24 protein-coding genes are annotated in these 23275 nt (G+C 55.7%); 13 read left to right on the forward strand and 11 right to left on the reverse strand.

Going from position 1 to position 23275, the window contains the following annotated elements; genetic code table 11:
- Positions 1–88 precede the first annotated feature (88 nt).
- The 4 genes from hslV to rraA all read left to right on the forward strand — a co-directional run bounded on the left by hslV (position 89) and on the right by rraA (position 3530).
- Complete coding sequence (hslV, locus tag ACQG0S_RS22005) at positions 89–619, forward strand: ATP-dependent protease subunit HslV (RefSeq protein WP_022649795.1); 531 nt, start codon at positions 89–91, stop codon at positions 617–619.
- A gap of 9 nt (positions 620–628) precedes the next feature.
- Positions 629–1963 (forward strand): HslU--HslV peptidase ATPase subunit, encoded by a 1335-nt coding sequence (hslU, locus tag ACQG0S_RS22010; protein WP_022649796.1) that lies wholly within the window; start codon positions 629–631, stop codon positions 1961–1963.
- Between the two features lie 62 nt (positions 1964–2025).
- Complete coding sequence (menA, locus tag ACQG0S_RS22015) at positions 2026–2952, forward strand: 1,4-dihydroxy-2-naphthoate polyprenyltransferase (protein ID WP_088581795.1); 927 nt, start codon at positions 2026–2028, stop codon at positions 2950–2952.
- A 92-nt stretch (positions 2953–3044) separates the two neighbouring features.
- The gene (gene rraA / locus ACQG0S_RS22020; RefSeq protein WP_022649798.1) at positions 3045–3530 is read left to right on the forward strand and encodes a ribonuclease E activity regulator RraA; all 486 of its coding nucleotides are present in this window, start codon (positions 3045–3047) and stop codon (positions 3528–3530) included.
- A gap of 583 nt (positions 3531–4113) precedes the next feature.
- On the opposite strand, the gene zapB is transcribed toward rraA, so the two are convergent.
- Entirely contained in the window at positions 4114–4353 is a 240-nt protein-coding gene (gene zapB, locus ACQG0S_RS22025) for a septal ring assembly protein ZapB (protein ID WP_022649799.1), read from the reverse strand.
- 400 nt (positions 4354–4753) lie between these two features.
- On the opposite strand from zapB, the gene ACQG0S_RS22030 reads away from it, so the two are divergent.
- The 4 genes from ACQG0S_RS22030 (at position 4754) to fpr (ending at position 9153) form a co-directional block, all read left to right on the forward strand.
- Complete coding sequence (locus ACQG0S_RS22030) at positions 4754–5599, forward strand: MIP/aquaporin family protein (RefSeq protein ID WP_022649800.1); 846 nt, start codon at positions 4754–4756, stop codon at positions 5597–5599.
- A 21-nt stretch (positions 5600–5620) separates the two neighbouring features.
- On the forward strand, positions 5621–7129 hold the full coding sequence (gene glpK, locus ACQG0S_RS22035) for a glycerol kinase GlpK (protein ID WP_022649801.1): 1509 nt from the start codon (positions 5621–5623) through the stop codon (positions 7127–7129).
- Positions 7130–7299: 170 nt separating this feature from the next.
- Positions 7300–8310 (forward strand): class II fructose-bisphosphatase, encoded by a 1011-nt coding sequence (gene glpX / locus ACQG0S_RS22040; RefSeq protein WP_048965675.1) that lies wholly within the window; start codon positions 7300–7302, stop codon positions 8308–8310.
- A gap of 96 nt (positions 8311–8406) precedes the next feature.
- Positions 8407–9153, forward strand: a complete 747-nt coding sequence (gene fpr / locus ACQG0S_RS22045; protein WP_022649803.1) for a ferredoxin--NADP(+) reductase — start codon at positions 8407–8409, stop codon at positions 9151–9153.
- Here the strand turns inward: fpr and ACQG0S_RS22050 are convergent, their stop codons facing one another.
- Positions 9154–9573, reverse strand: coding sequence for a DUF805 domain-containing protein (locus ACQG0S_RS22050; RefSeq protein ID WP_022649804.1), 420 nt, complete (start codon positions 9571–9573; stop codon positions 9154–9156).
- A gap of 112 nt (positions 9574–9685) precedes the next feature.
- Between ACQG0S_RS22050 and ACQG0S_RS22055 the strand changes: the two genes are divergently transcribed.
- Positions 9686–10282 (forward strand): DUF1454 family protein, encoded by a 597-nt coding sequence (locus tag ACQG0S_RS22055; protein WP_022649805.1) that lies wholly within the window; start codon positions 9686–9688, stop codon positions 10280–10282.
- 111 nt (positions 10283–10393) lie between these two features.
- Positions 10394–11161: a triose-phosphate isomerase gene (tpiA, locus tag ACQG0S_RS22060; protein ID WP_003862019.1), complete on the forward strand. Its 768-nt coding sequence runs from the start codon at positions 10394–10396 to the stop codon at positions 11159–11161.
- Positions 11162–11208: 47 nt separating this feature from the next.
- Here tpiA and ACQG0S_RS22065 read toward each other — a convergent pair whose 3' ends face one another.
- The 6 genes from ACQG0S_RS22065 to cpxP form a co-directional block, all read right to left on the reverse strand.
- Positions 11209–12513: an SLC13 family permease gene (locus ACQG0S_RS22065; RefSeq protein WP_048965674.1), complete on the reverse strand. Its 1305-nt coding sequence runs from the start codon at positions 12511–12513 to the stop codon at positions 11209–11211.
- Positions 12514–12586: 73 nt separating this feature from the next.
- Positions 12587–13330 carry a CDP-diacylglycerol diphosphatase gene (locus tag ACQG0S_RS22070; RefSeq protein WP_048965673.1) on the reverse strand — a complete coding sequence of 248 codons (744 nt, stop codon included), beginning with the start codon at positions 13328–13330 and terminating at the stop codon, positions 12587–12589.
- Between the two features lie 111 nt (positions 13331–13441).
- Positions 13442–14431 carry a sulfate ABC transporter substrate-binding protein gene (locus tag ACQG0S_RS22075; protein WP_023298902.1) on the reverse strand — a complete coding sequence of 330 codons (990 nt, stop codon included), beginning with the start codon at positions 14429–14431 and terminating at the stop codon, positions 13442–13444.
- Between the two features lie 232 nt (positions 14432–14663).
- Positions 14664–15626: a 6-phosphofructokinase gene (gene pfkA, locus ACQG0S_RS22080; RefSeq protein ID WP_003862009.1), complete on the reverse strand. Its 963-nt coding sequence runs from the start codon at positions 15624–15626 to the stop codon at positions 14664–14666.
- A gap of 184 nt (positions 15627–15810) precedes the next feature.
- Positions 15811–16695 carry a CDF family cation-efflux transporter FieF gene (fieF, locus tag ACQG0S_RS22085; protein ID WP_023298903.1) on the reverse strand — a complete coding sequence of 295 codons (885 nt, stop codon included), beginning with the start codon at positions 16693–16695 and terminating at the stop codon, positions 15811–15813.
- 153 nt (positions 16696–16848) lie between these two features.
- Positions 16849–17355: a cell-envelope stress modulator CpxP gene (gene cpxP, locus ACQG0S_RS22090; RefSeq protein ID WP_023298904.1), complete on the reverse strand. Its 507-nt coding sequence runs from the start codon at positions 17353–17355 to the stop codon at positions 16849–16851.
- A 150-nt stretch (positions 17356–17505) separates the two neighbouring features.
- Here cpxP and cpxR point away from each other — a divergent pair, with 150 nt between their 5' ends.
- Positions 17506–18204, forward strand: coding sequence for an envelope stress response regulator transcription factor CpxR (cpxR, locus tag ACQG0S_RS22095; RefSeq protein ID WP_003862004.1), 699 nt, complete (start codon positions 17506–17508; stop codon positions 18202–18204).
- Positions 18201–19574 (forward strand): envelope stress sensor histidine kinase CpxA, encoded by a 1374-nt coding sequence (cpxA, locus tag ACQG0S_RS22100; RefSeq protein WP_022649811.1) that lies wholly within the window; start codon positions 18201–18203, stop codon positions 19572–19574. Before cpxR ends, cpxA begins: the two co-directional genes overlap by 4 nt.
- Before the next feature lie 99 nt (positions 19575–19673).
- On the opposite strand, the gene yiiM is transcribed toward cpxA, so the two are convergent.
- Both yiiM and sodA read right to left on the reverse strand, forming a co-directional pair.
- The gene (gene yiiM, locus ACQG0S_RS22105; protein ID WP_048965905.1) at positions 19674–20348 is read right to left on the reverse strand and encodes a 6-hydroxyaminopurine reductase; all 675 of its coding nucleotides are present in this window, start codon (positions 20346–20348) and stop codon (positions 19674–19676) included.
- Between the two features lie 66 nt (positions 20349–20414).
- Complete coding sequence (sodA, locus tag ACQG0S_RS22110; protein WP_003861999.1) at positions 20415–21035, reverse strand: superoxide dismutase [Mn]; 621 nt, start codon at positions 21033–21035, stop codon at positions 20415–20417.
- A gap of 288 nt (positions 21036–21323) precedes the next feature.
- Between sodA and rhaT the strand changes: the two genes are divergently transcribed.
- The gene (gene rhaT / locus ACQG0S_RS22115) at positions 21324–22358 is read left to right on the forward strand and encodes an L-rhamnose/proton symporter RhaT (RefSeq protein ID WP_048965904.1); all 1035 of its coding nucleotides are present in this window, start codon (positions 21324–21326) and stop codon (positions 22356–22358) included.
- Here rhaT and rhaR read toward each other — a convergent pair whose 3' ends face one another.
- Positions 22359–23207: an HTH-type transcriptional activator RhaR gene (rhaR, locus tag ACQG0S_RS22120; protein WP_022649814.1), complete on the reverse strand. Its 849-nt coding sequence runs from the start codon at positions 23205–23207 to the stop codon at positions 22359–22361.
- Between the last annotated feature and the right edge of the window lie 68 nt (positions 23208–23275).

A 23275-nucleotide genomic window follows, 5' to 3' on the forward strand; every position in this document is an offset into this window, starting at 1 on the left:
CAAAATCCCCCCCATCTATCATTTAATTCAGCCCTGAGCACAGGCTCAGGGCTTCTGTTTCCCGAATCTGTAACCAGGGGGTCTGCTCGTGACAACAATAGTAAGTGTACGCCGTAACGGCCAGGTGGTAATTGCCGGTGATGGCCAGGCCACGCTGGGTAATACCGTCATGAAAGGCAACGTGAAGAAAGTACGTCGTCTTTATAACGACAAAGTGATCGCCGGTTTCGCAGGCGGCACGGCTGATGCCTTCACGCTGTTTGAACTGTTTGAACGCAAACTGGAAATGCATCAGGGTCATCTGGTGAAAGCCGCCGTTGAGCTGGCAAAAGACTGGCGTACCGACCGCATGCTGCGCAAGCTCGAAGCACTGCTGGCCGTGGCTGACGAAAACGCCTCGCTGATCATCACCGGTAACGGCGACGTGGTTCAGCCTGAAAACGACCTGATTGCCATCGGCTCTGGCGGCCCGTACGCCCAGGCCGCAGCCCGTGCGCTGTTGGAAAATACCGACATGAACGCGCGCGATATCGCGGTGAAAGCGTTGGATATTGCAGGTGATATCTGCATCTATACCAACCACAATCACACCATCGAAGAATTGACCTCCAAAGCGTAAGGATCGCCCATGTCTGAAATGACCCCACGCGAAATTGTCAGCGAACTGAACAAACACATTATCGGCCAGGACAACGCCAAGCGCTCCGTGGCTATCGCACTACGTAACCGCTGGCGTCGCATGCAGCTCGACGAAGAGCTCCGCCACGAAGTGACACCAAAAAATATTCTGATGATCGGCCCGACCGGGGTGGGTAAAACCGAAATCGCTCGTCGTCTGGCCAAACTGGCTAACGCGCCGTTCATCAAAGTTGAAGCCACCAAGTTCACCGAAGTGGGCTATGTGGGTAAAGAAGTGGACTCCATCATCCGCGACCTGACCGATTCAGCGATTAAGATGGTGCGTGTCCAGGCGATTGAGAAAAACCGCTATCGCGCCGAAGAGATGGCCGAAGAGCGTATTCTCGACGTGCTGATCCCACCGGCAAAAAATAACTGGGGACAGGCTGAACAGCAGCCTGAACCTTCTGCTGCGCGTCAGGCATTCCGCAAAAAACTGCGCGAAGGCGAGCTGGACGACAAAGAGATTGAGATCGATCTCGCTGCCGCGCCAATGGGCGTTGAAATCATGGCCCCTCCGGGCATGGAAGAGATGACCAGCCAGTTGCAGTCCATGTTCCAGAACCTGGGCGGGCAGAAGCAGAAAGCGCGTAAGCTGAAAATCAAAGACGCGATGAAGCTGCTGATTGAAGAAGAAGCCGCGAAGCTGGTTAACCCGGAAGAGCTGAAACAGGACGCTATCGACGCGGTTGAGCAGCACGGTATCGTGTTTATCGACGAAATCGACAAAATCTGTAAGCGCGGCGGCAACAGCTCCGGCCCGGATGTTTCCCGCGAAGGCGTTCAGCGCGACCTGCTGCCGCTGGTGGAAGGTTGCACCGTCTCTACCAAGCACGGCATGGTGAAAACTGACCACATTCTGTTTATCGCGTCAGGTGCGTTTCAGGTTGCCAGCCCATCCGATCTCATTCCGGAACTGCAGGGTCGTCTGCCAATCCGCGTTGAGCTGCAGGCGCTGACCACTGAAGATTTCGAACGTATCCTGACTGAGCCAAACGCTTCTGTGACCGTACAGTACAAAGCGCTGATGGCGACCGAAGGCGTGAATATCGAGTTCACCGACGATGGGATCAAACGCATCGCTCAGGCCGCATGGCAGGTCAACGAAACCACCGAAAACATCGGTGCGCGTCGTCTGCACACCGTGCTGGAACGCCTGGTGGAAGATATCTCTTACGATGCGAGCGACCTTAACGGTCAAACCATTACCATTGACGCAGAGTATGTGGGCAAACACCTGGATGCGTTAGTGGCAGATGAAGATCTGAGCCGTTTTATTCTATAATCGCGTTCAATGCATTTTCATCACTGTTGATGGGGGCTATGGCCCCCATTTTTATTGGCTAAATAACTATGACTGATATCAGCCGTACGCAGGCGTGGCTCGAAAGTCTGCGTCCAAAAACGCTTCCTCTGGCTTTTGCCGCCATTATCGTCGGTACCGCACTTGCCTGGTGGCAGGGGCATTTCGATCCCCTGGTGGCTGGTCTGGCGCTTGTCACCGCCGGGCTACTGCAAATCCTCTCTAATCTCGCCAATGATTACGGCGATGCGGTAAAAGGCAGCGATAAACCCGATCGTATCGGGCCGCTGCGCGGGATGCAAAAAGGGGTAATTACCCAGGCACAGATGAAGCGGGCGCTGATTATCACCGTGGTGTTGATTTGCCTGTCCGGCCTGGCGCTGGTGACGGTCGCCTCGAAAACCACCAGCGATTTCATTGGCTTCCTGGTGCTGGGCTTGCTCGCCATTATTGCAGCAATTACCTATACCGTCGGGACGCGTCCTTACGGGTATATTGGTCTGGGCGACATCTCCGTACTGGTGTTCTTCGGCTGGCTGAGCGTCATGGGAAGCTGGTACTTGCAGGCGCATACGGTGATCCCCGCCCTGTTCCTGCCCGCGACCGCCTGCGGTCTGCTGGCGACGGCGGTGCTGAATATCAATAACCTGCGCGACATCGACAGCGACCGTGAGAACGGTAAGAACACGCTGGCCGTGCGTCTGGGCCCGGTGAATGCCCGCCGCTATCACGCCTGCCTGCTCATCGGCGCGCTGGTCTGCCTGGCACTGTTCAATCTGATCTCTCTGCACAGCCTGTGGGGCTGGCTGTTTGTGCTCGCCGCACCGCTGCTGGTTAAGCAGGCCCGCTATGTCATGCGTGAACTCAGCCCGGCTGCCATGCCGCCGATGCTGGAGCGCACGGTAAAAGGCGCGTTGCTGACTAACCTGCTGTTCGTCATCGGGATTGTCTTAAGCCAGACGCTGAGTTAGCTGACAAATATCAATTAACAATTGATGATTTTGCCAACAAGGCATTTCGCACGATATACTGAACACATTCGCAGCAACAGAGCGTTAAACCTATGAAATACGATACCTCCGAGCTTTGTGACATCTACCAGGAAGATGTCAACGTCGTTGAACCCCTGTTCTCCAACTTTGGCGGACGGTCGTCGTTTGGCGGGCAAATCATCACGGTGAAATGTTTCGAGGACAACGGGTTGCTGTACGATCTGCTCGAAGAGAACGGCCGTGGCCGCGTTCTGGTGGTCGACGGCGGCGGTTCCGTGCGCCGTGCATTGATTGATGCTGAACTGGCGGGAATTGCCGTCCAGAACGAGTGGGAAGGCATTGTGGTGTACGGTTCCGTGCGTCAGGTGGACGATCTCGAAGACATGGATATCGGGATTCAGGCCATCGCGGCCATACCGGTAGGCGCAGCGGGCGACGGCATCGGCGAAAGCGACGTGCGCGTCAATTTCGGCGGCGTGACCTTCTTCTCGGGCGACCACCTTTATGCTGACAATACCGGCATTATCCTTTCCGAGGATGCGCTGGACATTGAGTAGTTAATCGATAAGCGAGATGCATAAAAAAACCGCCAACAGCAATGTGGCGGTTTTTTTGTCCCTCGGGATTCGCGGTCCGTTGGGTGATATTGCAACCTTTAACCAGGATTTTTATCTTACCCTGATTCATTCCTCAGGTAACCCCTGTCGACCCTTTATGAATTCCTAATTATGTGTGGGAACCTTAACTCCGCAGCTGTTGCTCATTATGATGCTGTGTCCCTTTCCGCCATCTCGCAAATGGGCGCCGGTCCAGGGAAAGGTGTATTCACAACCGTAAAGCAACCTTTAACCGGGCTTGTGTCCACCGACTTATCACCGGTGGTGAACGGTGGAGCGGTAAGCAGCAGGGACCGCATAATGAAACGCTATTTATGTATCGCGTTCATTGTCGCCAGCGTACTCGTTGTAAAGAGCGATGAACCTGTTGGGTTTGTTGCTTTTGCTACGACAGCGCAGGACAAGTAGCGTTAAGGCCGCCTCAGGCGGCCTTTTTTATGGTTTGATATCGGTTAGCGAAAACCATAAAAAAGCCGGGTGGCGGCTTCGCCTTACCCGGCCTAATCAGTTAACCCCACCGGAATTAAACTTCTTCCATACGTCCCAGCAGTGCCTGCAGGCGATCCTGCCAGCCGTTCTGCTGTTCGCGCAGCTGGTTGTTTTCGCGCTCCAGTTCTTCACGGCTGTGCTGAGCATTCTGAACTTCCTGGGACAGGGAGTTGTTTTTCTCTTTCAGCTCTTCAATTTCCATCTGCAGCAGGGTGATGGTGTCGATCGCCTGCTGTACTTTCGATTCCAGTTTCTCAAACACTTCTAAAGACATGATGCTACCTCTCCTGAATTGCAAGGCGACGCTTTAACGTAAACGCGCACGACATATACCGTCGATTGTATGGAGCGCGGCGCTCTGTGTCCAGCGACACACCGCGCAGATCGCGGTTTGCAACACTTTTAGGTCTGGTCCTGGTGCGTTCGCGGCATATACCCCTAAATTGTTAACTCTTTAGTTAATGAAATGATTCAGCTCACATTATACCTTTGATGCAAAAACGCGCTTTATGGCGCGAAAACGCTCATTTTATTGACACAGACCACACATTTTGATTTCGATATTTCTCGTTTGTGCTCGTTAACGATAAATTAACACTATGTCTACAGGGCATCGTGGCTGTCACGGGCGGTCACGCAAACAATAAACATTACTCTTTTGCAGGATTCCGATTATGAGTCAGACATCAACCTTAAAAGGCCAGTGCATTGCAGAGTTCCTGGGTACCGGGTTGTTGATATTCTTCGGAGTAGGCTGTGTCGCTGCACTGAAAGTGGCAGGTGCCAGTTTTGGTCAGTGGGAAATCAGTATTATCTGGGGTTTGGGCGTGGCGATGGCCATCTACCTGACCGCAGGGGTTTCCGGCGCACATCTTAACCCGGCGGTGACCATCGCGTTGTGGCTATTCGCGTGCTTTGACGGACGCAAAGTTGTCCCTTTCATCATTTCACAATTTGCCGGCGCCTTTTGCGCAGCGGCGTTAGTTTACGGGCTTTATTACAATCTTTTCACCGACTTCGAACAGACGCATCATATGGTGCGTGGCAGTGTCGAAAGTCTGGATCTGGCAGGCATTTTCTCAACGTATCCGAATCCGCATATTAATTTTGTGCAGGCGTTCGCAGTTGAAATGGTGATTACCGCTATTCTGATGGGCGTCATTATGGCGCTGGGCGACGACGGAAACGGCATTCCGCGCGGCCCGCTGGCACCACTTTTGATTGGCCTTCTGATTGCGGTAATTGGCGCATCCATGGGTCCGCTGACCGGCTTTGCGATGAATCCGGCGCGTGACCTGGGTCCAAAAACCTTCGCCTTCTTTGCAGGATGGGGCGATGTCGCCTTTACCGGCGGCAAAGACATTCCTTACTTCCTGGTTCCGCTGTTCGGGCCAATCGTAGGGGCGGCGCTGGGCGCATTCGGCTATCGCAAATTAATTGGTCGCCACTTACCGTGCGACACCTGTGTGGAAGAGGAAAAAGAGTCGACTTCCACCACACAACAAAAAGCTTCGCTGTAATCTGACTACGGGACACATACCATGACCGAAAAAAAATATATCGTTGCGCTCGACCAGGGCACTACCAGCTCCCGCGCTGTCGTAATGGATCATGACGCGAACATTGTCAGCGTGTCTCAACGCGAATTTGAGCAAATCTATCCGCGTCCAGGCTGGGTTGAACACGACCCGATGGAGATCTGGGCGTCACAAAGCTCCACGCTGGTGGAAGTGCTGGCGAAAGCCGACATCAGTTCTGACGAGATTGCCGCTATCGGTATCACCAACCAGCGTGAAACCACCGTTGTCTGGGAGCGCGAAACCGGTAAGCCCATCTACAACGCCATTGTCTGGCAGTGCCGCCGCACCTCAGAGATCTGCGAAAAACTGAAGCGCGACGGAATGGAAGAGTACGTGCGCAGTACAACCGGTCTGGTCATTGACCCGTATTTCTCCGGCACCAAAGTGAAGTGGATCCTCGACCACGTGGAAGGTTCACGCGAGCGTGCACGACGCGGCGAGCTGCTGTTTGGCACCGTCGATACCTGGCTTATCTGGAAGATGACTCAGGGACGCGTTCACGTCACCGACTACACCAACGCCTCGCGCACCATGCTGTTCAACATCAACACTCTGGAGTGGGATGACAAGATGCTGGACGCGCTGGACATTCCGCGTGCGATGCTGCCAGACGTGCGCAAATCTTCAGAAGTTTACGGCCAGACCAACATCGGCGGTAAAGGCGGCACCCGTATTCCTATCGCCGGTATTGCCGGTGACCAGCAGGCGGCGCTGTTCGGCCAGCTGTGCGTCAAGGAAGGGATGGCGAAGAACACTTACGGCACCGGCTGCTTTATGCTCATGAACACCGGCGAGAAAGCGGTGAAATCAGAAAACGGTCTGCTGACCACCATCGCATGCGGCCCACGCGGTGAAGTGAACTATGCCCTGGAAGGGGCGGTATTCATGGCGGGCGCCTCCATTCAGTGGCTGCGCGACGAGATGAAGCTGATCAGCGATGCGTTTGACTCCGAATACTTCGCGACCAAAGTGAAAGACACCAACGGCGTATACGTGGTGCCAGCGTTTACCGGTCTGGGCGCACCGTACTGGGATCCGTACGCCCGCGGCGCGATTTTCGGCCTGACGCGCGGTGTGAACTCAAACCACATTATTCGTGCGACCCTGGAATCTATCGCCTACCAGACGCGCGACGTGCTGGAAGCGATGCAGGCGGACTCCGGCATTCGTCTGCACGCCCTGCGCGTGGACGGCGGTGCGGTAGCCAACAACTTCCTGATGCAGTTCCAGTCCGACATTCTGGGTACCCGCGTTGAACGTCCTGAGGTGCGAGAAGTAACGGCGCTGGGCGCGGCGTATCTGGCAGGTCTGGCGGTTGGCTTCTGGCAAAACCTTGACGAGCTTCAGGAAAAAGCGGTGATCGAACGCGAATTCCGTCCAGGCATCGAAACCACCGAGCGCAACTACCGCTACAGCGGCTGGAAGAAAGCGGTGAAACGTGCCCTGGCATGGGAAGAGCACGACGAGTAAGACAGACTCACCCCTCACCCTAACCCTCTCCCCAAAGGGGCGAGGGGACTTAAAACACCCTCTCCCCTTTGGGGAGAGGGCCGGGGTGAGGGGCTCAGACCGCACCACCCCTCCCCCTCCCCACTCTGTGATAAACTTCGTGCAATTCCTTTTGATTGTACGAGTACCTCATGAAACGTGAACTTGCTATCGAGTTTTCCCGCGTCACCGAAGCTGCCGCCCTCGCAGGCTACAAGTGGCTGGGCCGTGGCGACAAAAATACCGCAGACGGCGCAGCCGTCCACGCCATGCGCATTGTGCTTAATCAGGTCAATATCGATGGCACTATCGTCATTGGCGAAGGCGAAATCGACGAAGCCCCGATGCTCTACATCGGTGAAAAAGTCGGGACGGGCAAAGGCGATGCGGTGGATATCGCGGTCGACCCGATCGAAGGCACGCGCATGACGGCGATGGGCCAGGCCAACGCGCTGGCGGTGCTGGCGGTGGGCGATAAGGGCTGCTTCCTCAACGCGCCAGATATGTACATGGAAAAGCTGATTGTCGGTCCTGGTGCTAAAGGCGCTATCGACCTTAGCCTGCCGCTGGATGCCAACCTGCGCAATATCGCAGCGGCGCTGGGTAAACCGCTCAACGAACTCACCGTGACCATCCTGGCGAAACCGCGCCACGACGCCACCATCGCTTATCTGCAAGCACTCGGCGTGCGCGTATTTGCCATTCCTGATGGCGACGTTGCCGCCTCTATTCTGACCTGCATGCCGGACAGCGAGGTCGACGTGCTTTACGGCATCGGCGGCGCGCCGGAAGGTGTGGTCTCTGCGGCAGTGATCCGCGCGCTGGAAGGCGATATGCAGGCGCGTCTGCTGCCACGCCATGAGGTCAAAGGCGACAGCGACGAGAACCTTCGCATTGGTGAAGACGAACTGGCGCGCTGTGCGGCGATGGGCATCGAGGCCAATAAAGTGCTCGCGCTGAACGAGATGGCTCGCAGCGATAACGTGGTCTTCTCCGCAACCGGCATCACCAAAGGCGATCTGCTGGATGGCATCACCCGCAAGGGAAACATGGCCACCACTGAAACCCTGCTGATCCGCGGCAAATCCCGCACCATTCGCCGCATTCAGTCCATTCATTATCTCGACCGCAAAGACCCGGACGTACAGACGCACATTCTGTAAAACCGTTTGATCGATAGAGCTTTCCGGCCCGAATGGGCTGGAAATATTTCCCACAAGTACGGAAGATAGAAGAGAGAAACAGCACAGGAGAAGATCATGGCGGACTGGGTAACAGGTAAAGTCACAAAGGTACAGTTCTGGACCGATGCGCTATTTAGCCTCACGCTGCACGCTCCCGTTCATCCGTTTACCGCCGGGCAGTTTGCCAAGCTCGGGCTGGATATCGACGGTGAACGCGTACAGCGCGCCTACTCTTACGTTAACGCGCCTGATAACCCGGATCTCGAATTCTATCTGGTCACCGTCCCGGACGGTAAGCTCAGCCCGCGCCTCGCCGCGCTGAAACCGGGCGATGAGGTGCAGATTGTCTCCGACGCGGCGGGGTTCTTCGTGCTGGATGAAATCCCCGACTGTGACACGCTCTGGATGCTGGCGACCGGCACGGCCATCGGCCCGTATCTCTCTATCCTGGAGTACGGCAAAGATCTGGAGCGCTTTAAGAATATCGTGCTGGTCCACGCCGCGCGCTACGCCGCAGACCTGAGCTATTTGCCGCAGATGCAGGCGCTGGAACAGCGATATGGCGGGAAGTTAAAAATTCAGACGGTGGTCAGCCGCGAAACCGCAGCTGGCTCGTTAACCGGTCGCGTTCCGGCGTTGATTGAAAGCGGCGCGCTGGAAGAGGCGGTGGGTTTACCGATGAATACCGAAACCAGCCACGTGATGCTGTGCGGTAACCCGCAGATGGTGCGCGATACGCAGCAACTGCTGAAGGATACCCGGCAGATGACGAAACACCTTCGCCGCCGACCGGGCCATATGACCGCCGAACACTACTGGTGATCAGCGGTACTTCACCTCAAGGGTATCTTTTCCGTATTTGTTCTCGCTCTGGGTGCCAATAAACGCGCCCAGTTCGACAACCATCATCACAAAGATAACCGTCGGCAGCAGTCTGCCCACCACCCACGGGAGGATGGAGGGCAGCATTGACCAGTTCCCCGCCACCAGCATCCACGCCAGAATAATCAGAAAAGCCCAAGCGCCGGAGCGACCGCGATCGTGCAGACGTTTCACCACCACGGCGGCGGTTGGCCACAGTAAACAGACCAGCGCAAAAGCCGCAGTTTGCGTGCTCAGCCAGGCGTTATAGGCAACAAAAAACAGAAGCAGCATGGCGACAACCCACGCTGCCATCCAGATCCAGAAGTCACGGCGTCCAATACGCCCTTTGAATGAAAACAACCACTGCTGTATGGTCATGTAAGGTTCCTTATTATTGTTTAGCCCGCATTTTACCCTGGAGTTGTGACCTTTTGACAAGCCGACCAGATATCGTTTTAATCATGGGCAATAACGGCCAGGGGCAATGTTGATGAAAAGTTCGGCACACTCTCTTTATTTGTGTTTAGCGATGCTGAGCGCCAGTTTTTCTCTGCACGCCGCGGAACCGGCTTCCCCGGTCACCGCCCCCTACCTTCTGGCGGGCGCCCCCTCTTTCGATCAATCTATCAGCCAGTTCCGCGAAGCCTTCAATAAAGAAAACCCCTCGCTTGCGCTGGGGGAGTTCCGTGCGATTGACGGTGCCCGCGATACGCCAACCCTGACCCGCGCTGCCAGCAAAATTAACGAGAATCTATATGCTTCCACTGCCCTTGAGCGCGGAACGTTAAAAATCAAAAGCATGCAGATCACCTGGCTGCCGATTCAGGGCCCAGAGCAGAAAGCGGCGAAAGCGAAAGCGCTGGAGTATATGAGTGCTATTTTGCGCGCCTTTACTCCCACCTTCACGAAAGCGCAAAGCCAGCAAAAGCTGCAAAAACTGCTTACCGCCGGGAAAAACAAACGCTATTACGCCGATACGGAAGGTGCCGTTCGCTATGTCGTCGCAGATAACGGCGAAAAGGGGCTGACCTTCGCGGTTGAACCGATTAAGCTGGCCCTATCAGACGCACTCGAGGGGGCGAATTAATGACAAAAAGCAAAGCCTTTCGAGGGAAAATCTCTATACTGATTCACAGACCATGCTGCCCTTAAGGGTGGCCATATTCCTTAATTCGCTTATTGAGCGTGGAGAATTGAAATGCGACATCCTTTAGTGATGGGTAACTGGAAACTGAACGGCAGCCGCCACATGGTAAACGAACTGGTTGCTAACCTGCGTAAAGAGCTGGCTGGCGTGACCGGCTGCGCGGTTGCTATCGCTCCGCCGGATATGTACCTGGATCTGGCTAAACGTGCCGCTGACGGCAGCCACATCATTCTGGGCGCGCAGAACGTTGACGTTAACCTGTCTGGCGCGTTTACCGGTGAAACCTCCGCTGAAATGCTGAAAGACATCGGCGCGAAATACATCATCATCGGCCACTCTGAGCGTCGCACCTACCACAAAGAATCTGACGAGTTCATCGCGAAGAAATTCGCTGTGCTGAAAGAGCAGGGTCTGATCCCGGTTCTGTGCATCGGTGAAACCGAAGCAGAAAACGAAGCGGGTAAAACCGAAGAAGTGTGCGCACGTCAGATCGACGCTGTGCTGAAAACCCAGGGCGCGGCAGCGTTCGAAGGCGCGGTTATCGCTTACGAGCCAGTCTGGGCGATCGGTACCGGCAAATCTGCAACTCCAGCGCAGGCACAGGCGGTGCACAAGTTCATCCGTGACCACATTGCAAAAGCAGACGCGAAAGTGGCTGAGCAGGTCATCATCCAGTACGGCGGTTCCGTTAACGCATCAAACGCAGCTGAGCTGTTCACCCAGCCAGACATCGATGGCGCGCTGGTTGGCGGCGCATCCCTGAAAGCAGACGCTTTCGCGGTGATCGTTAAAGCGGCAGAAGCGGCTAAGCAGGCGTAATTGCCTTTGGGGCGGGTGGCGCTTCGCTAACCCGCCCTACAAAACCACTACAAACGTCCTAATACGCTAAACCACAAATAATCCAGCGGCAGCAGTACCAGATACGTCGCAATCGCCAGCGCCAGGCAGAGCAGCATCCCCGCCTTCGCAGGCACTTTCCCTAAGCCCATCGCCACCACAATCGGCGACGCCTGATACGGCAGCAGCGGCGTGGAATACCCCAGCACCTGAATCATGATCACCGACAGCAGCGGGAAGCCGGTCGCGTCGGAGAAGCTCTGCGCCAGCGTGGTGTACAGCGCCGGAACGCCGTTGGCGGTCATAATGAAGTTGAGCGCCGTGGTGATCCCCGTCAGCGCCAGGAAGCTGGTAAACGGGCGGTCTGCATCCAGCGGCATGATATGGAGCAACGCCTCGCCTACGGCCGCACCGATACCGGTCTGCGTCACCGTAATGGCCAGCCCGAGTATACCCGCGACGTAAATACAGGTGCGCATATTCACCCCCGCCGAGAACTCCTCGCCGGTGATAAATCCGATGCGCGGCAGCATAACGATGACCGAGGCCGCCAGCCCTGTCCACGCTGGGCCCACGCCGTGCCAGCTCTCCGTTACCCACATCGTCAACACCACCGCCAGCAGCCAGGCGAGACGTTTTTCGTCACGCGCCATCGGTTCCGATGGCGCGAGATCCTTCGCCGGTTTTGGGTTGCCGGGAAACAGCCAGCAGATCAGGCCAATCAGAATCAGGCCTTTGAGAATACCCAGCACCGGCGTGTGCAGCAGCAGATACGGGACATAGTTGAGGTGGATGCCGTATGAGCCCTCCGCCGCGCCGCTCATCACCAGGTTTGGCACGTTAGCGGGCAAAATAGTGGCCGAGAGCTGGAAGGTGCCAAACCCGACCGCCAGCGCCAGGCCAAACCAGGCCCGCGAGCCATCAGGAATGCCGGCCCGCTTCGCCATCGCGGCGACAATCGGCATCAGCAACGCAATACGTCCCATGTTCGACGGCATCACGAATGCCAGGGCATAGCTCAGCAGCACAACGCTTGCCACCATCAGCACCCAGGAGTCGGTAAGCTTTGCCGACAGCGCCCGGGCGGCCCTGTCCGCCAGGCCGGTTTTCCGAATCGCCACGCCCAGCACAAAGCCGCTGAACACCAGCCAGAAGGCAGACGAGGCGAAGCCGCCAAAGATCACTTCCGGCGGGGCGATTCTGGCGGTCATCGCCGCCGTAAAGAACAGCAGCGCGGTGATAAATTCCGGCAACAGCGACGTCGCCCACAGCACGATGGTGACGCCGACGATCAGCGAGGGAAGCAGCAGAGGATGCGTTAACCAGAGCGACATACCTGTCTCCTGTAGAATTTTTCAGCAAGTCTACGGCGACAGGCAGGGCGAGTAAACGCTATTTATGGTGGGGTCACTTCAGGATATCGCATTGATGATCCTGCAATTCCTCAGCCGACGCACGGTTAAAGGTAAGCAGGTTACGCTCTGTCGCCAGCAATACAAACGAGCCGTCTGACTGCTGCGCCATCGCCAGCGCGAAGCGTCCCATATGGTCGCGCGCTTCCGGCAGCTCTTCCGCCAGCATCATAAACGGGCTGCGCTGCACCAGTTCGTTCTCCGTCACCCGACGGGCAAGGTACTCATGCCCTTCCAGCCCGCCCGGAAGCGGTAGCCACTGGGTGCTGATTTGCCCCTGCGCCGCGTTCAGCTTCTCGCGCACGTCCGGGCGCAGGCAGGAGATGTGGATATGAAAATGGTTCTGCGTGCGTCCGGTCGGGGAGTTGATGGTCAGCGAAATAGCGCTGTCAGGCACGTCGGCTCCCCGTTTCATGCTCATAAAATGACGAGACTGCCACGCCAGCCAGAAGAAATTCGGCGTCTGAGGCTCAGTCAGCAGCGGGCTTTCGGTGCCGTTAATACGGTACGTGGGCATCAGCAGGTATTGCAGCGGCCCGTTGCGGTCTTTGAACACCACGTAGCCAGCATCTGGCTTCACCTGCGCACACGGCGCCGGGTTACGGTTTTGCAGCTGGTTGGGCACACACTGGTCGAGAACGATATGACGCAACGCATTCGGATTACCCGCTTTCATCCAGTACACGCCGCCTGCGGCAAGGGCGATAACGATCAGAATCAGTAAGATAATTTTTTTCACAACGCGTTCCCTGTTTTCAATAGAGGCAAAAGAGTAACGCAAAATGATGACCAAATAAAAAACCCGGTGGATTTCTCACACCGGGTTACCGTGTCGTTCTTTGTAAAACGCTTAGCGCTTGCTGATCTGGTCGAAGGTGCCGCCGTTAGAGAAGTGCTCTTTTTGCGCTTTGGTCCAGCCGCCAAAAACATCATCGATAGTGAACAGCTTCAGTTTCGGGAAGGCGTTTTCGTATTTCTTCGCGACGGCCTCATCGCGCGGGCGGTAGAAGTTTTTCGCCGCAATTTCCTGCCCTTCCGGTGAGTAGAGGTACTTCAGGTAGGCTTCCGCCACCGCTTTAGTGCCCTTCTTATCAACAACCTTATCGACGACGGAGACGGTCGGCTCAGCCAGGATGGATTCGCTCGGGGTCACGATCTCGAATTTGTCTTTACCCAGCTCGTTGGTCGCCAGCAGGGCTTCGTTTTCCCAGGCAATCAGCACGTCGCCGATGCCGCGCTCGACGAAGGTGTTAGTTGCGCCGCGCGCGCCGGAGTCCAGCACTTCGACATTTTTAAACAGCGCTTTCACGAATTCCTGCGCTTTAGCCTGGTCACCGTTGTTGTGGTGCAGGGCGTAGCCCCAGGCCGCCAGGTAGTTCCAGCGTGCGCCGCCGGAGCTTTTCGGGTTCGGCGTGATGACAGACACGCCCGGCTTAATCAGGTCGTTCCAGTCTTTAATCTGTTTCGGGTTGCCTTTGCGCACCAGGAAGACAATGGTCGAGGTGTATGGCGCAGAGTTGTCCGGCAGGCGCTTGATCCAGTTTTTGTCGATACGGCCACGCTCCGCGATCGCGTCTACGTCATAAGCCAGCGCCAGGGTAACCACATCGGCTTCAATGCCGTTGATCACCGATGTCGCCTGCTTACCTGAACCGCCGTGAGACTGACGAACCACCACGTTATCGCCGGTTTCCTGTTTCCAGTGCGCCGCAAAAGCTTTGTTGTACTGGTCGTACAGTTCACGCGTCGGATCGTACGACACGTTCAGTAACTGAATGTCCTTTGCCAGAACGCTGGTCGATGCCAGCAATAATGTTAACCCCACGCCCCATTTATTCATCGCCCGGCTCTCTTGTGTAGTGTTTTGATGAATGCAGCGTGCCAGAAAGCTAACCGATGATTAAAGAATAAAAAAAGATTGGCTATAACGTGAAGGAATAAAAAAAAGTGAATGAGCGGCCTGATGCCCTCACCCCAACCCTCTCCCACGGGAGAGGGAGCAACCATAAAAAACGGTAACCCAAGGGTTACCGTTTTGCATTTACCTTGCCGCCACCGGGCAACAGAGCCGATCAGTACAGTTTTTTCGCGCAGTCCAGCCAGTCACCTTTGAACGGACGCTTCATGTTTTCAATGGCGTCGATGATGTCATGGTGAACCAGTTTCTCGTTCTGAATACCGACGCAGCGGCCGCCGTGGCCCTGTAGCAGCAGCTCGATCGCGTACGCACCCATGCGGGACGCCAGGATACGGTCGTACGGGCCTGGGGAACCGCCACGCTGAATGTGACCCAGAACGGTCGCGCGGGTTTCGCGTTTGGTTTCGGTTTCGATGTACTTCGCCAGCTCGTCAACGTCACAGATGTGCTCGGTGATAGCAACGATGGCGTGTTTCTTACCTTTCGCGATGCCGGCTTTGATCTCTGCGACCAGATCTTCACGGCTGAACTCTACTTCCGGAACTACCACGAACTCACAGCCACCGGCAATGGCCGCCGCCAGGGTCAGGTCACCGCAGTAACGGCCCATCACTTCAACAATGGAAATACGCTGGTGAGAGGAAGAGGTGTCACGCAGGCGGTCAATCGCTTCCACAACGGTACCCAGCGCAGTGAAGTAACCGATGGTGTAGTCAGTGCCTTTGATGTCGTTGTCGATGGTGCCAGGCAGGCCGATGCACGGGAAGCCCATTTCAGTCAGACGTTTTGCACCCATGTACGAGCCGTCGCCGCCGATAACCACCAGCGCATCCAGACCCCGTTTTTTCATGTTTTCGATAGCCACTTCACGGATGTGTTCGTCACGGAATTCCGGGAAGCGCGCGGAACCGAGGAAAGTACCGCCACGGTTGATCATGTCAGACACGCTGTAGCGGTCGAGCTGAACCATGCGGTCTTCATACAGACCCAGGTAACCGTCATAGATACCAAAAACTTCCAGACCTTCCGTCAGCGCTGCACGGACAACCCCACGGATTGCCGCGTTCATGCCCGGCGCATCACCGCCGCTTGTCAACACACCGATTTTCTTAATCATGACTACCTCTGAACTTAGGAATGCAAAATTGAAATCTGCTGCCGGAAGAAACTGTTCAACCGTCGAATACTGCAAATAGTATATCAATCCCTTCCAGCTGAATTGATTCAGGTCAGGCCATATGGTGGTAATTTATCCACAAAATGCTGGTCTGGCTCACTTTTTTACAACGAATTACGAAAGCTCAAAACGCCCTGGGGACGACAGAGCACGGATCCTGGTGAATAATGACGTCTGACCCAGGGAAACGCTGCAAAATCGCCTGCTCCACCTGTTCAGCGACCATATGCGCCTGAACCAGTGGCAGGTTGTCTTCCATTTCCAAATGAATCTGAATAAAGCGGGTCGGCCCTGACTGCCGCGTACGAAGATCGTGAGCACCACTGACGCCAGGCCAGTGGGTCACGATGGCATAAATTTCATCACGTTCTGCATCCGGAAGCGCACGGTCAAGAAGCGACTGTACCGCGTCATACCCCATCCGCAACGCGCTGTATAAAATATAGATCCCTATCCCTAACGCAAACAACGCATCGGCACGATGCCAGCCATACCAGGCCAGACCGAGCGCAATAAGAATAGCCCCATTCATCATAACATCAGACTGATAATGAAGCATATCGGCCCGTACAGCCTGGCTTTGTGTTTTGCGTACAACCCAGCGCTGGAACGTTACAAGAACAAGTGTGCTTATAAGTGCAACTACGGTTACGACCACACCAACGCCCGGATCGTTCATCGGAGAAGGCGAAATAAGATGCTGAATGCCGGTCAAAAACAGGAAAAGCGCGGAGCCCGAAATAAACATACTTTGTGCCAGCGCGGCCAGCGATTCCGCTTTGCCGTGGCCAAACGTATGCTCTTCATCCGCCGGTTGCAGCGAATAGCGCACCACCAGCAGGTTGGTCAGCGAGGCGGCAATATCCACAAGTGAATCCACCAGCGCAGCCAGAATACTAACCGACCCGGTGTACCACCACGCGAAAATTTTAATGATCAGCAAACACGACGCCGTCACCGTCGCGGCTATTGCGGCCCGGCTTACCAGCCGTCCATAGGATTGATTCATAAACACTCCTGTCATGCCATGGCGCTAGTATAACGGATGGCGGTGGAGTGAAAGGATGAATAAAGCGTTAACAACACTGAACGATGGGCAAAAAAAACCCCCACATCATGTGGGGGAAGACAGGGATGGTGTCTATGGCAAGGAAAACAGGGTTTACTGGTTACTACGGGTACTGCTATTGCTACTGAAAAGCGTCATATCTGAGCTTCGCTGCATCCGTGCAACCTCACGCAACTGGTTCATACGTTGCTGATGTTTGGTATTCAAAACCGCTTGCTGCTCGGGCGTTAGCAGGTGGAACATCTGGTTGCGAACCTTCGCCATTTCTACCTGGCGGGCAACCTGTTCCTGCGCCATTTTTTCTGCCTGAGCGCGTACAGCGCTTTCGTCAAAATTTTCTGCGGTGACAAGGCGATGCATTGTCTCCATTTCGCTAACATTAACAGGGGGCTGGTCGTGTCGTGCCCTCTGCATCAGATCTCGCATCTGTTGACGCTGATGTTCGGTTAAACTTATGCCGTCAAACATATGGCTTTGGCTGCTGTGCTGCGTTGCGCCCTCTACTGAGGAACCGTTATCGCTGTTGATAGCTACAGCAGCCTGGCTAAACGCACAGAAGGCCAGCGTTGAGGCCATGACGGCAGCGGTAACTTTGCGCATCACTTGCTCCCAAAATCTTTCGTGTCGCGATTCAACGAGAGACAGTCTACGATTCAGGCTGCAAACATGCGTCAGGGGGTGTAAAACAACGTAAAGTCATGGATTAGATAGCCTTGATGTCGTAATTTCTGCCTCGGAGGTATTTAAACAATGAATAAAATCCTGTTAGTTGATGATGACCGAGAGCTCACATCTCTTTTAAAGGAGTTGCTCGACATGGAAGGTTTCAACGTCCTGGTTGCCCATGATGGGGAACAGGCGCTGAGTCTCCTTGACGACAGCATCGATTTACTTTTGCTCGACGTCATGATGCCGAAGAAAAACGGTATTGATACGTTGAAAGAGCTTCGCCAGACACACCAGACCCCCGTCATTATGCTGACCGCGCGCGGCAGCGAGCTTGACCGCGTACTCGGCCTTGAGCTGGGTGCGGATGACTATTTACCTAAGCCGTTCAACGACCGTGAACTGGTGGCCCGTATTCGCGCGATCCTGCGCCGCTCTCACTGGAGCGAGCAGCAGCAGAATACCGACAACAGCTCACCTACGCTGGAAGTGGACTCCCTGAGCCTGAACCCGGGCCGCCAGGAAGCGAGCTTCGACGGTGAAACGCTGGAGCTAACCGGCACCGAGTTCACCCTGCTGTATCTGCTGGCGCAGCATCTCGGCCAGGTGGTGTCGCGTGAACACTTGAGCCAGGAAGTGCTGGGCAAACGCCTCACCCCGTTTGACCGCGCCATCGATATGCATATCTCGAACCTGCGCCGTAAGCTGCCGGAGCGTAAAGACGGTCACCCCTGGTTTAAAACCCTGCGTGGTCGCGGTTATCTGATGGTTTCCGCTTCATGATAGGCAGCTTAACCGCCCGCATCTTCGCCATCTTCTGGCTGACGCTGGCACTGGTTTTAATGCTCGTTTTGATGTTGCCAAAACTCGACTCACGCCAGATGACGGAGCTGCTCGACAGCGAGCAACGTCAGGGCGTGATGATCGAGCAGCACGTGGAAGCGGAGCTGGCAAACGATCCGCCGAACGATTTAATGTGGTGGCGCAGGCTGTTTCGCGCTATCGACAAGTGGGCGCCCCCCGGACAACGTCTTTTACTGGTCACCAGTGAAGGCCGCGTGATTGGGGCCGATCGCAATGAAATGCAGATTATCCGCAACTTTATTGGCCAGGCGGATAACGCCGATCACCCACAGAAAAAGAAATATGGTCGGGTAGAAATGGTGGGTCCTTTCTCGGTGCGGGATGGGGAAGATAACTACCAGCTCTACCTGATTCGCCCCGCGAGCAGTTCCCAGTCCGACTTCATCAACCTGCTGTTTGACCGTCCGCTGTTGCTGTTGATTGTCACCATGCTGGTTAGTTCCCCACTGCTGTTATGGCTGGCGTGGAGCCTGGCGAAACCGGCGCGTAAGCTGAAAAACGCGGCGGACGAAGTGGCGCAGGGCAACCTGAGGCAGCATCCGGAGCTGGAATCCGGGCCGCAGGAGTTCCTGGCCGCCGGAACCAGTTTTAACCAGATGGTGAGCGCGCTTGATCGAATGATGACGGCCCAGCAACGTCTGCTGTCGGATATCTCCCACGAGCTGCGTACGCCGCTCACGCGTTTACAGCTGGGTACCGCCCTGCTGCGCCGTCGCAGCGGTGAGAGCAAAGAGCTGGAGCGTATTGAGACGGAAGCGCATCGCCTGGACAGCATGATCAACGATCTGCTGGTGATGTCGCGCAATCAGCAGAAAAACGCGCTGGTGAGCGAAACGGTGAAAGCCAATCACCTCTGGCATGAGGTGCTGGACAACGCGGCCTTCGAAGCGGAACAGATGGGCAAATCCTTCACCGTCAATTTCCCGCCGGGCCCGTGGCCGCTGTACGGTAACCCCAACACGCTGGAAAGCGCGCTGGAGAATATCGTGCGTAACGCCCTGCGCTACTCGCACACGAAGATTGAAGTGGCGTTTTCGGTGGATAAAGACGGGATCACTATCATCGTGGACGACGACGGTCCAGGCGTCAGCCCGGAAGATCGCGAGCAGATTTTCCGTCCGTTCTACCGTACCGACGAGGCGCGCGACCGTGAATCTGGCGGTACAGGGCTGGGTCTGGCAATTGTTGAAACAGCCATGCAGCAGCACCGTGGCTGGGTGAAAGCCGATGACAGCCCGCTGGGCGGTCTGCGGCTAACGCTGTGGCTGCCGCTGTATAAGCGTTCGTAATCCCCTCACCCTAACCCTCTCCCCATAGGGGAGAGGGGAAGGCTCGGTGCGGTCTTTTCACCCTCGCCCCTTTGGGGAGAGGGCCGGGGTGAGGGGCAATTATTTCCCCCACAATCTCCGCGAATTATCCTCGATCTTGCCGCTTACGCGCCGCTTCTGCATCGTTCTGGTCCAGCTGGTCGATAACCCCGCCGCCGACAGCAGACGGTGATATTGCTCGTCGTCAAACGGCATATGCCAGGCAATAGCGCAGGCCTCATACACGGAGACATCGCTCAGCCGCGACGCCAGCTCCAGCGGCGCATCCGCCGAAACCTGTCCCGTCTGCACAACGCGATACAGCCAGCCGGTTTTACCCGCGTTTTGCAGCTGGGCCGACATATCCTGAATGCCAAAATGGTAGTTAAGTTTGAAGCACGGCGAGCGCGGCTGGGTGACCTGAATCAGAGCATCGCCCCAGCGATAAATATCGCCAATAAAGACGTTCTTCTCCGTCAGCCCTTCCGTTGAGAGATTTTCGCCAAACGCGGGGGCGACGAAAAGGTCCGCCTGTTCAGGAAATTCGGTTTTCCAGTGCTGATAGTGCTCGCGCGGATAGTGGCACAGCGCGCGATCGGGCCCGCCGTGGATTTTCTTTTCGGCCTGCTGGTCGCCCGCCAGACCAAGCTCGGTAAGCGTCAGCTCACCGTCGACCTGCACTTTGGCGATAGCGCTAGGGCGACTGCCTTCGTACTCCCTTACCTTGCCTGTAAACACATTCACCGGGTAATGCATCTCCACTCCTTCAGATACAAAAAAAGCGAGTCATCAGACTCGCTTCTCACAGGCGTCAATGCAACCTTATTTTTTAGCGGCGAAACGCGCTGCTGCTTCGTCCCAGTTCACTACATCCCAGAAGGCTTTGATGTAGTCAGGGCGACGGTTCTGGAACTTCAGGTAGTATGCGTGTTCCCACACGTCCAGACCCAGAATTGGGAAGCCGGATGCGCCAGAGATAGCTTCACCCATCAGCGGGGAGTCCTGATTTGCGGTTGAAACGACCGCCAGTTTGTCACCTTTCAGGACCAGCCACGCCCAGCCAGAGCCGAAACGGGTTGCAGCGGCTTTTTCGAATTCCGCTTTGAAGTTGTCAACGGAACCGAAGTCACGCTCGATAGCCGCTTTCAGGTCACCCTGAAGGGTGGTGCCGGTTTTCAGGCCTTTCCAGAACAGGCTGTGGTTAGCGTGACCGCCCGCGTTGTTGCGCAGCACGGTTTTCTTGTCTGCTGGCAGCTGGTCCAGTTTGGTGATCAGCTCTTCAACAGGCAGATTAGCGAACTCTGGCAGGCTTTCCAGCGCAGCATTCGCGTTATTCACGTAGGTCTGGTGATGTTTAGTGTGATGGATTTCCATCGTCTGCTTGTCGAAATGCGGTTCCAGTGCGTCGTAGGCATACGGCAGGGATGGCAGTGTATAACTCATAATCCTCTCCATTATTGTCGGGCGGCACAGCTGTTAATGCCGCGTAAGCAGTTGGTTCATTATAGTTAATTAAATGATATTGAAAATGATTATCAATGCCGTAGTTTTTATAAGGTTATTCGGTTTTTAAGAAATGAAGGAATTGTGAGTCTGCTCACGCGGTTAACGAGCTGATTGCCATTCAAAACAAAAGTGCGGCAACCTTCTGAAGGTTCCCAAACCGCCTAATTTTTACACTCATCAAGTCGGCGGGAAGCCTCCGGCTATAAAAACGATGAGGATGTAAAAATGAATCATGCGATTACGATGGGTATCTTCTGGCATTTGATAGGCGCGGCCAGTGCAGCCTGTTTCTATGCCCCGTTTAAAAAGGTGAAAGGCTGGTCATGGGAAACCATGTGGTCCGTTGGCGGTACCGTGTCCTGGCTGATTTTGCCGTGGACAATCAGCGCCATGCTGCTGCCCGATTTCTGGGGCTACTTCTCCTCCTTCAACGCCTCCACCCTGCTGCAGGTATTCCTGTTCGGCGCGATGTGGGGTATCGGTAATATCAACTACGGCCTCACCATGCGCTACCTCGGCATGTCGATGGGGATTGGCATCGCGATCGGCATTACGCTGATTGTTGGCACCCTGATGACGCCAATCCTCAACGGCAACTTCGATGTGCTGATCAACACCCAGGGTGGGCGAATGACGCTGCTGGGCGTGCTGGTAGCGGTGATCGGCGTGGGAATTGTCACCCGCGCGGGCCAGTTGAAAGAACGCAAGATGGGCATTAAAGCCGAAGAGTTCAACCTGAAGAAAGGGCTGCTACTGGCGGTGATGTGCGGTGTCTTCTCGGCGGGCATGTCGTTCGCGATGAACGCCGCCAAACCGATGCACGACGCCGCTGCGGCGCTGGGCGTCGACCCGCTGTACGTTGCCCTGCCAAGCTACGTGGTGATCATGGGCGGCGGCGCGCTGGTAAACCTCGGCTTCTGCTTTATTCGTCTGGCAAAAGTGAACAACCTGTCGGTAAAAGCCGACTTCTCGCTGGCAAAACCGCTGATCGTCACCAACGTCCTGCTCTCCGCCCTCGGCGGTCTTATGTGGTATCTGCAATTCTTCTTCTACGCCTGGGGTCACGCCAGTATTCCGGCGCAGTATGACTACATGAGCTGGATGCTGCACATGAGCTTCTACGTGCTGTGCGGCGGGCTGGTTGGGCTGGTGCTGAAAGAGTGGAACAACGCCGGGCGTCGTCCGGTTGGCGTGCTGAGCCTGGGCTGCGTGGTGATTATTATTGCGGCCAATATCGTCGGCCTCGGCATGGCGAACTGATTACGCTGCCTTTCGACTGCGATGACGCCACTGAACCGGCGTCATCCCCACCTCACGGTTAAACACCACCGAAAAGTAGTTACTGTCCTCAAAGCCGCAGCGCATCGCCACTTCACTCACCATCAGCTCCGTATGCTGTAACAGGTACTGGGCGTGGCAGATGCGCAGCTGGCGCAGATAGTGGTTGACCGTCATCCCCGTCTGGGTGCGGAACTGCTGGCGCAGCGCGCGCTCGCTGCACTGCTCCTGCTCGCAGAATTTTTCCAGCACGAAACTCTTGTTAAGACTGCCCGCAAGCCGGGTGATGAGCTTATCCAGCAGCGCTTCCTGCGTGGTGGCAGAGGGATTATCCGTAGCGTAACGATGGCGCTTCAGGGTCATCACCAGCTGGGCAAAAAGCAGCTCCGACATCTGGTTTGCCACCGGATCGCTCTTCTGGCTCTCCTGCTCCAGCTGGGAAATCGTCTGGCGCACCTGAGCCATGCCGTTGCTGCTTAAGCGCCAGTGCGGTTCGCCTCTGGCATCATGTAAACCGGGGATATTGCCCGCCCAGTCGACATTCAGTTTAAGCCTGTCAGGGCAGTAGATGACGTTCTGCAACACCAGATCGTTAACCGAGGCGTAAGAGTGTTTATCTTCGGCGCGGATGTAGAACAGGTCTCCGCGCGTGATGCGGTAGGGACGGTCGTTGAGGACGTGCAGGCCGTTGCCCCGCCACACCAGCACCAGCTCGCAGAACTCGTGGGTATGCTCGGCAAAGACGTTTTGTGGATAGCGGTCCGCCACCGCGACGGCCTGACTCGCGGAGGCAAAAAAATCATCTTTACGAAGAATTAACTGAGCAGCCACACCACAACCTCGACGGCGAATAACCGGACATTATTAGCCTTTCTGCGGTAAAAAAACGGTGACTGCCC

The sequence above is a fragment of the Enterobacter cloacae complex sp. 418I7 genome, from assembly GCF_050030705.1.
Classification (GTDB): Bacteria; Pseudomonadota; Gammaproteobacteria; order Enterobacterales; family Enterobacteriaceae; genus Enterobacter; species Enterobacter intestinihominis.

What these genes read in the sequence shown, in the direction of transcription:
- cpxR (WP_003862004.1), top strand. Translation starts at nt 17,506, where the DNA reads ATGAATAAAATCCTGTTAGTTGATGATGACCGAGAGCTCACATCTCTT.
- glpX (WP_048965675.1), top strand. Translation starts at nt 7,300, where the DNA reads ATGAAACGTGAACTTGCTATCGAGTTTTCCCGCGTCACCGAAGCTGCC.
- ACQG0S_RS22075 (WP_023298902.1), bottom strand. Translation starts at nt 14,431, where the DNA reads ATGAATAAATGGGGCGTGGGGTTAACATTATTGCTGGCATCGACCAGC.
- glpK (WP_022649801.1), top strand. Translation starts at nt 5,621, where the DNA reads ATGACCGAAAAAAAATATATCGTTGCGCTCGACCAGGGCACTACCAGC.
- yiiM (WP_048965905.1), bottom strand. Translation starts at nt 20,348, where the DNA reads ATGCATTACCCGGTGAATGTGTTTACAGGCAAGGTAAGGGAGTACGAA.
- rhaT (WP_048965904.1), top strand. Translation starts at nt 21,324, where the DNA reads ATGAATCATGCGATTACGATGGGTATCTTCTGGCATTTGATAGGCGCG.
- fieF (WP_023298903.1), bottom strand. Translation starts at nt 16,695, where the DNA reads ATGAATCAATCCTATGGACGGCTGGTAAGCCGGGCCGCAATAGCCGCG.
- ACQG0S_RS22030 (WP_022649800.1), top strand. Translation starts at nt 4,754, where the DNA reads ATGAGTCAGACATCAACCTTAAAAGGCCAGTGCATTGCAGAGTTCCTG.
- ACQG0S_RS22050 (WP_022649804.1), bottom strand. Translation starts at nt 9,573, where the DNA reads ATGACCATACAGCAGTGGTTGTTTTCATTCAAAGGGCGTATTGGACGC.
- rraA (WP_022649798.1), top strand. Translation starts at nt 3,045, where the DNA reads ATGAAATACGATACCTCCGAGCTTTGTGACATCTACCAGGAAGATGTC.
- ACQG0S_RS22065 (WP_048965674.1), bottom strand. Translation starts at nt 12,513, where the DNA reads ATGTCGCTCTGGTTAACGCATCCTCTGCTGCTTCCCTCGCTGATCGTC.
- cpxA (WP_022649811.1), top strand. Translation starts at nt 18,201, where the DNA reads ATGATAGGCAGCTTAACCGCCCGCATCTTCGCCATCTTCTGGCTGACG.
- tpiA (WP_003862019.1), top strand. Translation starts at nt 10,394, where the DNA reads ATGCGACATCCTTTAGTGATGGGTAACTGGAAACTGAACGGCAGCCGC.
- ACQG0S_RS22055 (WP_022649805.1), top strand. Translation starts at nt 9,686, where the DNA reads ATGAAAAGTTCGGCACACTCTCTTTATTTGTGTTTAGCGATGCTGAGC.
- zapB (WP_022649799.1), bottom strand. Translation starts at nt 4,353, where the DNA reads ATGTCTTTAGAAGTGTTTGAGAAACTGGAATCGAAAGTACAGCAGGCG.
- sodA (WP_003861999.1), bottom strand. Translation starts at nt 21,035, where the DNA reads ATGAGTTATACACTGCCATCCCTGCCGTATGCCTACGACGCACTGGAA.
- pfkA (WP_003862009.1), bottom strand. Translation starts at nt 15,626, where the DNA reads ATGATTAAGAAAATCGGTGTGTTGACAAGCGGCGGTGATGCGCCGGGC.
- fpr (WP_022649803.1), top strand. Translation starts at nt 8,407, where the DNA reads ATGGCGGACTGGGTAACAGGTAAAGTCACAAAGGTACAGTTCTGGACC.
- hslU (WP_022649796.1), top strand. Translation starts at nt 629, where the DNA reads ATGTCTGAAATGACCCCACGCGAAATTGTCAGCGAACTGAACAAACAC.
- cpxP (WP_023298904.1), bottom strand. Translation starts at nt 17,355, where the DNA reads ATGCGCAAAGTTACCGCTGCCGTCATGGCCTCAACGCTGGCCTTCTGT.